Source organism: Pseudomonas sp. 43mfcvi1.1 (assembly GCF_900115935.1).
GTDB lineage: Bacteria > Pseudomonadota > Gammaproteobacteria > Pseudomonadales > Pseudomonadaceae > Aquipseudomonas > Aquipseudomonas bijieensis.
The window spans coordinates 565,406-579,012 of the sequence record NZ_UETT01000001.1 but is presented as its reverse complement, the minus strand read 5'-3'; the positions used below and the strand labels follow the sequence as shown (position 1 = coordinate 579,012).

Here is a 13,607-nt window from a genome sequence, read left to right as displayed (position 1 = left end):
TATCCTGCTGCCACAGCACTATCGGTCTAACAACAGGAGGTAGCCATGAAGACTCTGGAATTGGCCGGCGTGTCCGTACCGGTGATCGGCCAAGGCACCTGGCGCATGGGTGAGGAACCGTCCCATCACAAGAAAGAAGTGGCGGCCCTGCGGCTGGGGATCGAACTGGGCATGACCCTGATCGACACGGCAGAGATGTACGCCGAGGGCGGAGCCGAAACCGTCGTTGGCGAAGCGATTACCGGCCTGCGCGACCAGGTTTTCCTGGTGAGCAAGGTCTATCCCCACAACGCCAGTCGCAAAGGCATTCCCTTGGCCTGCGAACGCAGCTTGCGCCGGCTCGACACCGATTACATCGACCTTTACCTGCTGCACTGGCGCGGTCAGTACCCGCTGGAGGAAACCGTCGAAGCCTTCGAACGCCTGCGTGAAGAAGGCAAGATCGGCCGTTGGGGCGTGTCGAACTTCGACGTGGCGGACCTTGAAGAACTGGCCGCGCCAGCCTGCGCGACCAACCAGGTGCTGTACAACCTGCAAGAACGCAGTATCGAATTCGACCTGCTGCCCTGGTGCCAGAAACGGCCCATGCCAGTCATGGCTTACTGCCCGGTCGGCCAGGGCGGGCACCTGCTCAAGGATCACACCCTGGGACAAATCGCCGAACGCCATCGCGCCACACCGGCGCAAATAGCACTGGCCTGGTTGCTGCGCCAGGACAATGTCATTGCGATTCCCAAGGCCGTGAAGCCCGAGCATGTGCGTTTGAATGCCGAGGCGGCGAACCTGAGGCTTGAACCGCAGGACCTGGCCGCGCTGGACCTGATATTTCCCCAGCCTCAAGGCAAGCAGCGGCTGGCGATGGTTTGACATCCAATCCTGGGATTCACACCGACCTGTGGCGATGGAGTTTTTCTGTGGGAACAAGGCTTGCCCGCGATGCGGACACCTCGTTCCCCAGGACACCGCGTTGTCTTCATCGCGGGCAAGCCTTGCTCCCACCGGGGATAGGCCTTGATCACAGCTCGGCCTGAATACCTGGGGATTTCAGAACAACCCCATCTGCCCACCCACCAACGTCGAAAAATCATCCTCCACAAACGGTAGGATCGCATCCGCCACCGGCTGTAGCTGTTTGGTCACGTAGTGGTCGTAATCGATGGGTGCATTGCGGGTTTCCAAAGGTTCAGGGCCGGCGACGGTGATGACGTAGCTGATCCAGCCGCCGTTCTGGTACTGCCGCGGCCGGCCCTGACGCTGGTTGAACTCATCGGCCAGGCGCGCGGCCCGCACATGGGGTGGGACATTGCGTTCGTAGTCTTCCAGTGGCCGGCGCAGGCGCTTGCGGTAGACCAGCCGATCATCGAACGCGCCGGCCAGGGTCTGCCGCACATAATCGCGCACGTAATCCTGATAGGGCTGGCGGTGGAAAATCCGCCCGTACAGTTCCTGCTGGAATTGCCGGGCCAGCGGCGACCAGTCGGTGCGCACGGTTTCCAGGCCCTTGTAGACGATTTCGTCGCTGCCGTCGGCGCGTGTCACCAGCCCGGCGTAGCGTTTCTTGCTGCCTTCCTCGGCCCCCCGAATGGTCGGCATCAAGAAGCGCTTGAAGTGGGTTTCGAACTGCAACTCCAGCGCGCTCTCCAGCCCGAATTCGTCACGTACGTACTCGCACCACCACTGGTTGACGTGCGCCACCAGCTCGCGGCCGATCCTGGCCGCCTCTTCCTGGCCGTGGGCCCGGCGTAGCCAGACGAACGTGGAGTCGGTATCGCCATAGATCACCACATGCCCCTGGGCTTCGATCAACTGGCGGGTGCGCTGCATGATCTGGTGACCACGCAGGGTGATGGACGAGGCCAGGCGCGGATCGAAGAAGCGACAGCCACTGGAACCGAGCACGCCATAAAAAGCGTTCATGATGATTTTCAGCGCTTGGGACAGCGGCGCGTTGTGTTCGCGCTTGGCGGTTTCCCGGCCTTCGGCGACCCGGGCGACGATGGCCGGCAGACAATGTCGGCTACGAGAGAAGCGCGCCCCGCGAAAGCCGGGTACCGATTCCTGCTCATCCGGGTGGCGCAGGCCTTCGATCAAACCCACCGGATCAATCAGGAAGGTACGGATGATCGATGGGTAGAGGCTCTTGTAGTCCAGCACCAGCACCGACTCGTAGAGCCCCGGCTGGGAGTCCATGACAAAGCCGCCCGGGCTGGCTTCGGGTGGACGCTGGCCAAGATTCGGTGCGACGAAACCCTGGCGATGCATCAGCGGCATGTACAGGTGCGTGAAGGCCGCCACCGAACCACCGCTGCGGTCCGCCGGCAGGCCGGTGACGCTGGCCCGTTCCAGGAGGAACTTGAGCAGTTCGGTCTTGGCGAAGATCCGCGTCACCAGCTCGCAGTCCTTGAGGTTGTAGCGGGCCAGGGCCGGCTTGTCCTCGGCGAACATGCGATTGATCTCGTCCATGCGCTGGTACGGGTTATCGATGGACTTGCCCTCCCCCAGCAGCGTCTGGGCGACGTTTTCCAGGCTGAACGAGGGGAAACTCCAAGTGGCTGAGCGCAGGGACTCGATACCGTCGATGATCAGCCGGCCAGCGGCCGAGGCGAAGAAGTGATTGTTGCGCGTACCGTGTTCGCGCCATTGCATTTCTTCGCCACCGCGCCCCAGGCGCAACGGCACCGCCAGCCGTCGGGCGTGTTCATGCAGCACCCGCAGATCGAATTGCACCAGGTTCCAGCCAATGATTCCATCGGGGTCGAAACGGGCGAACCAGTCGTTGAGTTTTTTCAGCAGCGCCGTGCGTGATTCGCAGTATTCCAGCTGGAAATCCACGCCGCTATCGTCGCCGTTGGCGGGCCCGAGCATGTAGACCTGGCGCTCACCACAGCCTTCCAGGGCAATCGAGTACAGTTCGCCCTGGGCGGTGGTTTCGATGTCCAGGGACACCAGGCGCAACGGCGGCCGGTAGTCGGGCGCCGGCTTCATCTGGACGTCGACCAGCAGGCCATCGGCGGCCGGCGTACCGCCAAACCAGACCGGTGCGGTGATGAAGCGTTCCATCAGGTAGCGCTCCGGCGGCCGGATATCCGCCTCGAACACCTCCACACCGGCACGGCGCAAGGTGGTGTCCAGGCGCATCAACTGGGCGTGTTGCTGGCAATACAGCCCCAACACCGGACGGTGTTCGAAATCCAGCAGGTCCAGGGGACGGAGCTCTATGTCCTTCTCCCCTTGCAGCAGGGCTTCGAGCTGGCCGCGCTGGATCTGCGGCACAAACGCCACCGACGGCTGCACCGGCAGGCGCACACGTCGGGGGCCGGCATCAGTCGCCAACCAGAACTCGACTTCGGTGCCGGCCGGGGTATCGCGCCAATGCCGGGTCAGGACGAAGCCCTGCTGTAAATCCACCGCTGCAACCTCGAATTTTAGGTGTACCGCGATTCTACCTGTGGCGAGGGGATTTATCCTTCTGTGGGAGCAAGGCTTGCCCGCGATGCAGGCGCCCCGTTTCCTCTGGGAGACCGCGCCGGCGCCATCGCGGGCAAGCCTTGCTCCCACAAAGGGACTCCCCTCGCCACAGGGGAATGACATCACATCGGTGGGAAATTCACCGACAATGACGCTTTTGGACGACTGGCCGCCGCTTTACCGCTTGCTCTGCGCCGTTGGGTCTACGATTCTTTAATCACCCGCAAAAACAACACCTGAGGCTCCCTCCATGAAAACCGTCGCGCAGTTGCTCCGGATAAAAGATGAGAAGAACCAGCAAGTGCACACCATCTCACCGGACGACATGGTATTGCAGGCCCTGATGCGCATGGCCGAGAAAAACGTCGGCGCCTTGCTGGTGGTGAAAAACGATGAAGTGCTGGGCATCATCAGTGAGCGCGACTATGCGCGCAAAATGGTCTTGCATGGCCGCTCTTCGGTGGGCACGAAAGTGAGCGACATCATGGTCTCCCCGGTGATCACCATAGACCCGCACCAGAATGTCGAAACCTGCCTGAGCATCATGACCGAAAAGCACCTGCGGCATTTGCCGGTGGTCGAGGACGGCAAGCTCGTCGGCCTGCTGTCCATTGGCGACCTGGTCAAGGAAGCCATTGCCGAGCAGGCCGACCTGATCCGACAACTGGAGCAATACATTCGCGGCGAATGAGCCCTCGGCAGGCGGTGTGAAACGTAGCGAATTTCCCCACCGCCTGCCCGACGGGTTGCTCATTCTCAACGCACTTCTATATTGAAGGGGTTGTTCCTGCCGAGCATCCCTATGGCCGACGCCGCCCGACTGATCATTTGTGAACATTGCGATGCGGTGTACGAGCCGGTTGTGCTCGCCCCGCACCAGAAAGCCTCGTGCGTGCGCTGCCACGCTGTAATCCAGCGCTACAACGGCCTGACCATCGAGCAGCGCCTGGCCTTGAGCGCAACGGCCGCGGTGCTGTGGGCCTTCGCCAACATCTACCCGGTCATGAGCATCCGCCTCCAGGGCCTGAGCAACAGCGCGACGTTATGGGACTCCATCGTGGCGCTGAGCCAGGGGCCGATCACCTTCATCGCCCTGGTGACAGCGGTGGCAATCATCATTGCACCGGCCTTCCAACTAGTGCTTCTGCTCTGGGTGCTGGGCCATGCCTACCTCCAGCGGCGGGCGCCGGGGTTCAACCTGTGCATGCGCAGCCTGGAAACCCTGCGGCCCTGGAGCATGCTGGAGGTGTGCCTGCTGGGCGCGCTGGTGGCGGTGATCAAGCTCGCCGGCCTGCTGGACGTGCTTCCGGGGATCGGCCTGTTCGCCCTGGCGGCCTTGAGCCTGCTGATGATCCGCATTGCCGGGCGCGATGTCCGCGACCTGTGGGACAACCTGTGAACGACCAGCCGCTGGACACCCCGCCAGAAGCCCGCGACCTGGACCTGTGCCTGTGCCACAGTTGCGGCCTGGCCTGTGACATGACCGACGAACCCCAGGCCTGCCCCCGCTGCGACGCCGCCCTGCACCGACGCAAACCCAACGCCATCACCCGGACCTGGGCCTACATGCTGGCCGCACTGGTGTTCTACATTCCGGCCAACCTGCTACCGGTGATGAATACCCAGATGCTCGGCGAAGGCGCCGACAGTACCATCATCAGTGGCGTCATCGAGTTCTGGCAAAGCGGCGCCTGGGACATCGCCCTGATTATCTTCATCGCCAGCATCGCCGTACCGGGCATCAAGTTCGTGGTCCTGACCCTGTTGCTGGTGACCGCGCAGCGGCGCAGCACCTGGGCCCAGGTCCAGCGGGCGAAGCTGTACCGGCTGGTGGAAGTCATCGGTTACTGGTCAATGCTCGATGTGCTGGTGGTGGCCCTGGTGGCGGCACTGGTCAAGTTCCAGGCCCTGAGCGATATCGAACCGCGGCCGGGGATCCTGTTCTTCGGCCTCGTGGTGCTGTTCACCATGCTGTCGGCCATGAGTTTCGACCCCCGGCTGATCTGGGACACTCAACCATCCGAGGAGGTCATGGATGAAGTCGCAAGCCACTGACGGGCAACAACCCGCACCCGGCCGTGCCCACGTCACCAGCCGTCGCTGGACGGTGTCGCTGGTATGGATCGTGCCGATCATCGCGGTGCTGGTAGGCATTTCCCTGGTGGTCCACAACTGGCTGCAGGAAGGCCCGACCATCACCATCACCTTCAAGACCGGCCAGGGCCTGACCGCCAACAAGACCCAGGTGAAATATCGCAACGTGGTCATCGGACAGGTCACCGACGTGCAACTGAGCGATGACCAGAAGAACGTCACCGCCACGGTCAAGCTCGCCAAGACTGCCGACACCTTCACCCACGAGGATTCGGTGTTCTGGGTGGTGCGGCCAAGGATCGGGGCCGGTGGGATCTCGGGAATCGACACCCTGCTGTCAGGAGACTTCATCGGCGCCGACGCCGGTCAATCGAAAGTGCGCGCCAAATCCTTCACCGGCCTGGAGAACCCGCCTCCCATCACTTATGGCGAACCGGGCAAGCGCTTCACCCTGCACTCCCAGGACCTCGGCTCGCTGGATATCGGCTCGCCGGTGTACCTGCGCAAGATCCCAGTGGGCCAAGTGGTGTCCTATGCCCTGGACGCCGAGGGCAAAGGCGTCGACATCGACGTGTTCGTCAACGCGCCCAACGATGTCTACGTCACCGAAAACACCCGGTTCTGGAATGTCAGCGGCGTGGATGTGAACGTCGGAGCCAACGGCTTCGCGGTCAAGACCGAATCACTCTCGGCGCTGCTGCTGGGCGGCATCGCGTTCCGGGCGCCGGAATACAGCCCCAACGACACCCCTGCCAGCGAAGACAAGACATTCGAGCTGTTCGCCGACCAGCAGAGCGCCCTCGCCCCGCCCGATGGCAAGGCGCAGTACCTGGCCCTGCGGTTCGATCAGGCACTGCGCGGCTTGCGAGTCGGGGCGCCGGTGGAGTTCCTCGGCGTGGAAGTCGGCAGGGTGGTGGCAATCAATCTGGATTTCGATGAGAAACAGCGCAGCTTTCCGGTCAACGTCGGCGTGGTGATCTACCCGCAGCGCCTGGGCAAGGCTCATGAGAAGCTGCTCAAGAGCCTCAATCACAACCCGGACGACGAAGCCGCCGGCGCCCGCCTGATCGGCAGCTTCGTCGAACGCGGCCTGCGCGCCCAGGCCCGCAGCGGCAACCTGTTGACCGGGCAGTTGTACATCTCGCTGGATTTCTACCCCAAGGCGGAAAAAGTCACCTTCGACCCAAGCGCCCGCCCCGTGCGCATCCCGACCATCCCGGGCAGCCTCCAACAACTGCAGGAACAACTGCAGGCGATGATCGAGCGGATCAACAAACTGCCACTGGAGAGCATCGCCGGCAACCTGGATGGCAACCTGGTAGAGCTGCGCAAAGGCCTGGCCCAGTTCAACAGCAAGACCCTGCCGGGCGTACAAAGCACCTTGCAGGACGTGAGCAAGACCCTGCAATCGGCCAATTCGACCCTCGCCGAAGATTCGCCCCAGCGCGAACAACTGACCCAGACCCTGGACGACCTGGGGCGCATGTCGCGCTCGCTGCGCGAACTGTCGGACTACCTGAGCCGCCACCCCGAATCGCTGCTTCGCGGTCGTCCCAAGGACGCACCGGCACAGAACCTCACATTGCCGGTGAAAGAATGATCACAGGAGCCCGCCCCATGCCGATGACGCTGAAACTCACCCTGGTTGCCGTGGCGTTGCTACTGGGCGCCTGCCGCAGCGATCCGATCCACTACCACACCCTGAGCCCGGCCCAACCGGCCGGCCAGTCGCGCTCCGGCGTGGACATCCAGATCGAACAGGTCAGCGTGCCGCCCCAGGTGGACCGCACCCAGATCGTCATACGCCAGGGCAACAGCGGGCTGGCGATCCTGGAAACGCAATGGTGGGGCGCCAGCCTGGCCGATGAACTGCGCAGCAGCCTGGACGAACAACTGGGCAACCCCGGCGCGCCGAAAGCATTGCTGCGGGTGGACGTGCAACGCTTTGATTCGATCCCTGGCCGCTATGCCCGCATGGATGTGCAATGGCGACTGCGCAACCCGGGCAACGACGCCCGCCCCCTCACCTGCCGCAGCAGCCTGCAGACGCCGACGGGCGCCAGTATCGACGAGCTGGTGACGGCGCATCAGGAGAATGTCCGGCAATTTGTCGGCCTCGTCGAGCAGGCGGCCGCACGCAAGATGTGCCCTTGATTCACTCAGGCCAATGCAGCGACAGCACGGGCGCAACACGCGGATGGTGATCGATGCGCTCCAACAACTCATAGAACGCTGGACGTGCGTTTAGCATCGCCGCCCGCGTATCTCTCCACTTCGTGATCACGGCCGCCAGGATATCCAGCGCCCCCGGCTCGGCACCGCTGAGAAAAGGTCGGGCCGGGAACTGGTCGGCAAACAGTGCCCAGTTGTGATGCAGCCGTTGCTGCGTGCCGGATATCAAACGCTGCCGAGTCGCTTCGTCCGCATCCTCCAGCCAGCGTTGCGGAAAATCGATAATGCCGATGGGCGTGTAGCAATTGGCCGCGATGTAAACCAGGCCCCGTATGGCTTGCGCACGCTGGGCCGGATCTTGCGGAAGCAGCTTCGATGCGGGGAAGGTCAACCCGAGGTGGATCAGGATCGCCGCCGCCTCAGTCAGCACCGAGCCATCCGGCAACAGCAGGGTCGGCACCTGCTTCTGCGGGTTGAGTTTCTCAAGCTCTTTCGCTGCATCGCTGTCCTCGGTCGAATAGGCATCGACCCGCCGATAAGCCACCTTACAAAGACACAGGGCAACCTCCACCGCCGAGGAACCGGATTGCCTGTAACCGAATAACTGATACATGGACGCACCTCCTGCATAAGGGTTAGCCGGTAGAGCCTGGGAGCCTATCAGTGTTCCATCGAGCTGACCGGCAGTGGCCCAACGAGCTATCACTGCCGTCGATGTTCACCATCATGTCAATGAAGTTCTCTTGATGATCGCCCGGGACAACAATGGCCCCACACAAACCTACTGCACCCCGGAGCACACCATCATGAAACGCCAAGTCATCCTCAGCCTCGCTTTCTCTGTACTGGCCGCCAACGTATTTGCCGCCTCCTCGCAACCCGTCGTCGCTGAAGGCGGTTCTGATCGCCTGATCGAAAACCGCGTCGCTGAAGGCGGTGCCGATCGCCTGCTGGAACGTCGCGTCGCCGAAGGCGGTTCTGATCGCCTGATCGAAAACCGCGTTGCCGAAGGCGGGGCTGATCGTCTGCTGGAGCGTCGCGTCGCTGAAGGTGGCTCCGATCGCCTGATCGAAAACCGCGTCGCTGAAGGCGGTGCCGATCGTCTGCTGGAACGTCGCGTCGCCGAAGGCGGCTCTGATCGCCTGATCGAAAACCGCGTCGCCGAAGGCGGTGCCGATCGTCTGCTGGAACGTCGCGTCGCCGAGGGTGGCTCTGATCGCCTGATCGAAAACCGCGTCGCCGAAGGCGGTGCCGATCGTCTGCTGGAACGTCGCGTCGCCGAGGGTGGTTCTGATCGCTTGATCGAAAACCGCGTATGAGTTGTTCCGTCGTCACAACGTTCCAGATAGCGCCCGCCCCCACACCATCCCAGTAAAGCCCGGCCTTATCCGCCGGGCTTTTACTTGGCCTGCGTTTGGCTAACGCCCCGACGTCCGCGCCATGCACCGCTGATAACGCTCATCCACCCGCTTGGCGAACCACGCGGTGGTCAGCTTGCGCGTAATCTTCGGGCTCTTGAGCACGATCCCCGGCAGTACCGCCCGCGGCAACGCCTTGCCCTCGGCCCGCTCAGCCATCTCGAACACACGCTTGTAGAGCTTGCTGTCCTCGAATGCCAGGCTGTCACCCTGCTCCAATTGATCGCGAATGGTCGGATTGCGCATCCCTAGCGACTTGCCCAACGTACGTACCGCCAATTCCGTGCTGCCTGGCATGATTGAATCATGGGCAACCAGATCGCCATCCAGCGCCAGGGAAATGCCCGACGCTACACTTACCGCATGCTGGAAAGCCGCGTTACGACTGGCGTACCACCCGGCATTGAAATCGGCAAAACGATACAACGGCTCGGTGTAGCTCACCGGATAGCCCAGCAAATGCGCGATACCGAAGTACATCCCGCCACGACGACTGAACACTTCGCGACGAATCGAGCCATCTACCGTATAGGGATAATTTCGCGCATTGGCCTGGGCAAAGGCGATGCTGACCTGCATTGGCCCACCCGTGTGCACCGGATTGAAACCGTCGAACAGTGTCTTGCCCAACGGCACCATGCCAATGAAGTCGTCGAAAATCTCGCTCAGTTCTTTCTCGCTACGCGCCGCGTTGAGCCGATCGCTGTAGCTTTTGCCGTTGGGCGAACGTACCTGGAGTGCACCACTGACCAACAGCTCCGGAACGTGCACCTTCGCCGCACGGCGGTTGATCTCCTGACGCGCGATCCTGCCCAGCCCCGGCACCGGCGGGTCGGCCTGGAACGTCGACTCCTGTTCGGTCACCGCCAGGACAGCACAGATGTTCTGCGTGGTGGTCGGGATCTGCTGAGCCGCGAAAGCGACATAGATATCAGTCGCCCAGCCCTCGCGATCCACAGTCTTGGCCGGCAGCAATCGCACAATCTGCGCCTTGACCTCGGCGGGCTGGCGCTCAGGCTCCTGGACCTGGCGGCTGCCGCAACCGGCAAGGGCCAGCAATGCGGCGACGCTGATCATCAATCGATTGAGTTGCATGGTGCTCCATCAGGTCTGTTATTCCGGAGCAACCATACGATCAAAAGCGGGTACGGGCTATGTTCTATCGCGCAGAGCACCGAAATGGTCCTGGAAGGAAACCGGCTCGATAGCCCCAGAAACCCAATGTGGGAGCGAGCCTGCTCGCGATGCCGACGGCACATTCACCATCGCCGCCAACTGACCCACCGCTATCGCGAGCAGGCTCGCTCCCACAGGGGAATGGCGGTGAATATAAAACTTGCGTCCAATCAAATCAGTGTGGGAGCCGAGCTTGCTCGCGATGACGGCGGCACATTCACCATCGCCGCCAACTGACCCACCGCTATCGCGAGCAGGCTCGCTCCCACAGGGGAATGGCGGTGAATATAAAACTTGCGTCCAATCAAATCAGTGTGGGAGCCGAGCTTGCTCGCGATGACGGCGGCACATCCAACATCACCGAAGCTGACCCACCGCTATCGCGAGCAAGCTCAGCCCCCACAGGGATTGGGGTGAACGCCGGATGTGTGAACACCCGCTCCCAGCGAAAATCCAGCGCTGATCAGATCCCGCTCAGCGCCAGATCCATCGCGAAATAAGTGAAGATCAGGTCTGCCCCCGCGCGCTTGATCGCGCCGAGGCTTTCGCGCACCACGCGGGCTTCGTCGATGGCGCCGGCCTGGGCGGCGAACTTGATCATCGCGTATTCACCACTGACCTGATAAGCCGACAGCGGCAGGTTCGAAGCCTGGCGAATGTCGCGGATGATATCGAGGTAGGCACCGGCCGGCTTGACCATCAGCGCATCGGCACCTTCCTGTTCATCGAGCAAGGATTCGCGCAGGGCTTCGCGGCGATTCATCGGGTTCATCTGGTAACTCTTGCGATCGCCTTTCAGCGCGCTGCCGCCGGCCTCGCGGAACGGACCATAGAGCGCCGAGGCGAACTTGGTGGAATAGGCCATGATCGCCGTCTGGCTGAAACCGGCTTCGTCCAAGGCCTTGCGAATGGCCTGGACCTGCCCGTCCATGGCCGCCGATGGCGCGATCACATCGGCACCGGCGCGGGCCGCCGCCACGGCTTGCTTGCCCAGGTTGACCAGGGTCCGGTCGTTGTCCACTTCGTGCCCGTGGAGGACGCCGCAATGACCATGATCGGTGTATTCGCAAAAGCAAGTGTCGGACATCACGATCATTTCCGGCACCGCGTCCTTGCAGATCCCGGCCATGCGCGACACCAGACCGCGCTCGCTCCAGGTGTCGCTGCCGTCGTTGTCCAGGTGATGGGACACACCAAAGGTCATCACCGCCTTGATGCCGGCACGGGCATAGCGCTCGATCTCGCCGGCCAGCTTCGATTCAGGAATGCGTACCACCCCCGGCATGCTGTTGATCGGCACGAAGTCATCGATTTCTTCTTCGACGAAAATCGGCAGCACCAGGTCGTTCAACGTGAACTCGGATTCCTGGAACAGGCTGCGCAGGCTCGCATTGCGACGCAGGCGGCGTGGACGGGCTTCGGGGAACTGACTGGTCATGGGACTCCTGGCAAATGGATGCTCGATCACAAGGGGGCAAAGCTTATGCCCTGGTCGACCAGGGCACAAACGCCGGCAGGAAAACAGAGTGTTACCGGCGCGGCAATAATCGCCTCACAAGGTCAGCGAGCCATTGATGCAAGTCACCACCGCGCCGCCAATCCAGATCTCCTCCCCTATTTGCTCGACATGAATCCGCCCGGCCCGGCCCATGGTCAAGCCCTGGCTGACCACATAGGACGAAGACGCCAGGCCCTTGTCCAGCATCCATTGCGCGAGCCCGGCGTTCAGGCTGCCGGTAGCAGGGTCCTCGGGCATGCCGTCACCGGCGATGAAGCCGCGCACTTCAAAGTGTGCCGCATCGCCATCCACGGCCCGATCCCAAGGTGCGATCACACCCACGGCCAGATCGAGTAATTGATGATAATCGGGCTTGAGCGTCAGGACCTGCTGGCGATCCTTGAGCATCAAGGCCAGCCAGCCAGCACCATTATCGACCCATTGCGCCTCGACAATCGCCTCGGCGGCGAGCCCCAGCGCCTTGCGCACCCGCTCCAGCAGGTCGGCCTCCAACGGACCGGACTTGAGCAAGGGCGGTGCGAGGAATGCCAACCCACGATCGTTGCGGCGAATCCTGACCAGGCCAACGCCACATTCCTGCACGATCTCCTGCCCTTTCGGCACGCCTCCGGCTTCCAGCCAGGCGTGGCAACTGCCCAGGGTCGGATGCCCGGCAAACGGCAATTCGGTCGAGGTGGTGAAAATACGCACCCGGTAATCGGCCTGCGGGTGCTGCGGCGCCAACAGGAACGTGGTTTCGCTGAGGTTGGTCCAGTTGGCAAAAGCCGCCATGCGCGAATCACTGATCCCATCGGCCCCCAGCACCACCGCCAACGGATTGCCCTTGAGGGGTACGTCGCTGAACACATCCAGTTGCTTGAAATCGAATCGGCGGGGCGGCGGGTTACTCATTCCGGGATCTTCAATCCACGTGCCACAGCCGGTCGGGCCAGGAAACGCTCCAGCACCCGCGTCACATTGGGGAAGTTCTGGATACCGACCAGATCACCTGCCTCATAAAAACCGATCAAGTTGCGTACCCAGGGAAAGGTGGCGATATCGGCAATGGTGTAACGCTCGCCCATGATCCAGTCCCGCCCTTGCAGACGGCCATCGAGCACCTTGAGCAGGCGCTTGCTTTCCTCGACGTAGCGATCGCGCGGCCGCTTGTCCTCGTAGTCCTTGCCGGCGAACTTGTTGAAGAACCCCAACTGCCCGAACATCGGCCCGATCCCGCCCATCTGGAACATCAACCACTGGATCGTCTCGTAGCGCGCCGCCGATTCCTGGGCCAGCAGCTGTCCGCTCTTGTCCGCCAGATAAATCAGGATCGCCCCCGACTCGAACAACGCCAACGGTTGGTCCCCCGGCCCATGAGGGTCGAGAATCGCCGGGATCTTGTTGTTCGGGTTCAGGGAAAGGAACTCGGGCGACAGCTGATCGTTGCTGGCGAAGTCCACTTTGTGGGGCTCGTATGGCAGGCCGATCTCTTCCAGCATGATCGAGACCTTCACGCCGTTAGGGGTTGGCAGGGAGTAGAGCTGGAGCCACTCCGGGTATTGGGCGGGCCATTTCTGGCTGATGGGGAATGAGGTCAAGTCGGGCATGGGACAGGCTCGGCAATTAAGGAAAGGCCTGAGAATAATCCAAGATGTGCCAGACAGCACCAGCGCATCACGGGTTTCACACCGACCGTTCTTAATTCCGCAACATCCTGTCGCTAAGATTCGACTGACCTCCAAACAGGAGGCCTTACAGTGCACGGGATCAACCGAGATCGA

At 62.2% G+C, this 13,607-nt stretch carries 13 protein-coding genes; 7 read left to right on the top strand and 6 right to left on the bottom strand.

Annotated features, from left to right (window positions below):
• The first annotated feature begins 45 nt into the window (after nucleotides 1-45).
• Nucleotides 46-867: an aldo/keto reductase gene (locus DTP52_RS02715; RefSeq protein WP_109751724.1), complete on the top strand. Its 822-nt coding sequence runs from the start codon at nucleotides 46-48 to the stop codon at nucleotides 865-867.
• 177 nt (nucleotides 868-1,044) lie between these two features.
• Here DTP52_RS02715 and DTP52_RS02705 read toward each other — a convergent pair whose 3' ends face one another.
• Nucleotides 1,045-3,408: a DNA polymerase II gene (locus DTP52_RS02705; RefSeq protein WP_109751722.1), complete on the bottom strand. Its 2,364-nt coding sequence runs from the start codon at nucleotides 3,406-3,408 to the stop codon at nucleotides 1,045-1,047.
• 310 nt (nucleotides 3,409-3,718) lie between these two features.
• On the opposite strand from DTP52_RS02705, the gene DTP52_RS02700 reads away from it, so the two are divergent.
• The 5 genes from DTP52_RS02700 (at nucleotide 3,719) to DTP52_RS02680 (ending at nucleotide 7,716) form a co-directional block, all read left to right on the top strand.
• Nucleotides 3,719-4,159, top strand: a complete 441-nt coding sequence (locus tag DTP52_RS02700; RefSeq protein ID WP_030138503.1) for a CBS domain-containing protein — start codon at nucleotides 3,719-3,721, stop codon at nucleotides 4,157-4,159.
• A 111-nt stretch (nucleotides 4,160-4,270) separates the two neighbouring features.
• Nucleotides 4,271-4,867 (top strand): paraquat-inducible protein A, encoded by a 597-nt coding sequence (locus DTP52_RS02695; protein WP_109751721.1) that lies wholly within the window; start codon nucleotides 4,271-4,273, stop codon nucleotides 4,865-4,867.
• 11 nt (nucleotides 4,868-4,878) lie between these two features.
• Nucleotides 4,879-5,523 carry a paraquat-inducible protein A gene (locus tag DTP52_RS02690; protein ID WP_109751844.1) on the top strand — a complete coding sequence of 215 codons (645 nt, stop codon included), beginning with the start codon at nucleotides 4,879-4,881 and terminating at the stop codon, nucleotides 5,521-5,523.
• Nucleotides 5,504-7,162, top strand: a complete 1,659-nt coding sequence (locus DTP52_RS02685; RefSeq protein ID WP_109751720.1) for an intermembrane transport protein PqiB — start codon at nucleotides 5,504-5,506, stop codon at nucleotides 7,160-7,162. Before DTP52_RS02690 ends, DTP52_RS02685 begins: the two co-directional genes overlap by 20 nt.
• Before the next feature lie 17 nt (nucleotides 7,163-7,179).
• Entirely contained in the window at nucleotides 7,180-7,716 is a 537-nt protein-coding gene (locus DTP52_RS02680) for a membrane integrity-associated transporter subunit PqiC (RefSeq protein WP_109751719.1), read from the top strand.
• Between the two features lies 1 nt (nucleotide 7,717).
• Here the strand turns inward: DTP52_RS02680 and DTP52_RS02675 are convergent, their stop codons facing one another.
• A complete protein-coding gene (locus DTP52_RS02675) occupies nucleotides 7,718-8,347 on the bottom strand; it encodes a glutathione S-transferase family protein (protein WP_109751718.1) in 630 nt (209 codons plus the stop codon).
• Between the two features lie 193 nt (nucleotides 8,348-8,540).
• Between DTP52_RS02675 and DTP52_RS02670 the strand changes: the two genes are divergently transcribed.
• Nucleotides 8,541-9,053 (top strand): hypothetical protein, encoded by a 513-nt coding sequence (locus DTP52_RS02670; RefSeq protein ID WP_063325134.1) that lies wholly within the window; start codon nucleotides 8,541-8,543, stop codon nucleotides 9,051-9,053.
• Nucleotides 9,054-9,152: 99 nt separating this feature from the next.
• On the opposite strand, the gene DTP52_RS02665 is transcribed toward DTP52_RS02670, so the two are convergent.
• The 4 genes from DTP52_RS02665 to DTP52_RS02645 form a co-directional block, all read right to left on the bottom strand.
• Nucleotides 9,153-10,247 carry a DUF1615 domain-containing protein gene (locus tag DTP52_RS02665; RefSeq protein WP_109751717.1) on the bottom strand — a complete coding sequence of 365 codons (1,095 nt, stop codon included), beginning with the start codon at nucleotides 10,245-10,247 and terminating at the stop codon, nucleotides 9,153-9,155.
• A gap of 544 nt (nucleotides 10,248-10,791) precedes the next feature.
• A complete protein-coding gene (hemB, locus tag DTP52_RS02655; RefSeq protein ID WP_109751716.1) occupies nucleotides 10,792-11,766 on the bottom strand; it encodes a porphobilinogen synthase in 975 nt (324 codons plus the stop codon).
• A 114-nt stretch (nucleotides 11,767-11,880) separates the two neighbouring features.
• A complete protein-coding gene (locus DTP52_RS02650; RefSeq protein WP_109751715.1) occupies nucleotides 11,881-12,738 on the bottom strand; it encodes a PhzF family phenazine biosynthesis protein in 858 nt (285 codons plus the stop codon).
• Nucleotides 12,735-13,433, bottom strand: a complete 699-nt coding sequence (locus DTP52_RS02645) for a glutathione binding-like protein (RefSeq protein WP_109751714.1) — start codon at nucleotides 13,431-13,433, stop codon at nucleotides 12,735-12,737. The genes DTP52_RS02650 and DTP52_RS02645 overlap by 4 nt, the downstream gene beginning before the upstream one ends.
• Between the last annotated feature and the right edge of the window lie 174 nt (nucleotides 13,434-13,607).

Bases quoted from the DNA above. Each gene is read 5' to 3' on its own strand.
- DTP52_RS02685 (WP_109751720.1), top strand. From the start codon at position 5,504: ATGAAGTCGCAAGCCACTGACGGGCAACAACCCGCACCCGGCCGTGCC.
- DTP52_RS02680 (WP_109751719.1), top strand. From the start codon at position 7,180: ATGCCGATGACGCTGAAACTCACCCTGGTTGCCGTGGCGTTGCTACTG.
- DTP52_RS02665 (WP_109751717.1), bottom strand. From the start codon at position 10,247: ATGCAACTCAATCGATTGATGATCAGCGTCGCCGCATTGCTGGCCCTT.
- hemB (WP_109751716.1), bottom strand. From the start codon at position 11,766: ATGACCAGTCAGTTCCCCGAAGCCCGTCCACGCCGCCTGCGTCGCAAT.
- DTP52_RS02700 (WP_030138503.1), top strand. From the start codon at position 3,719: ATGAAAACCGTCGCGCAGTTGCTCCGGATAAAAGATGAGAAGAACCAG.
- DTP52_RS02695 (WP_109751721.1), top strand. From the start codon at position 4,271: ATGGCCGACGCCGCCCGACTGATCATTTGTGAACATTGCGATGCGGTG.
- DTP52_RS02675 (WP_109751718.1), bottom strand. From the start codon at position 8,347: ATGTATCAGTTATTCGGTTACAGGCAATCCGGTTCCTCGGCGGTGGAG.
- DTP52_RS02670 (WP_063325134.1), top strand. From the start codon at position 8,541: ATGAAACGCCAAGTCATCCTCAGCCTCGCTTTCTCTGTACTGGCCGCC.
- DTP52_RS02645 (WP_109751714.1), bottom strand. From the start codon at position 13,433: ATGCCCGACTTGACCTCATTCCCCATCAGCCAGAAATGGCCCGCCCAA.
- DTP52_RS02650 (WP_109751715.1), bottom strand. From the start codon at position 12,738: ATGAGTAACCCGCCGCCCCGCCGATTCGATTTCAAGCAACTGGATGTG.
- DTP52_RS02715 (WP_109751724.1), top strand. From the start codon at position 46: ATGAAGACTCTGGAATTGGCCGGCGTGTCCGTACCGGTGATCGGCCAA.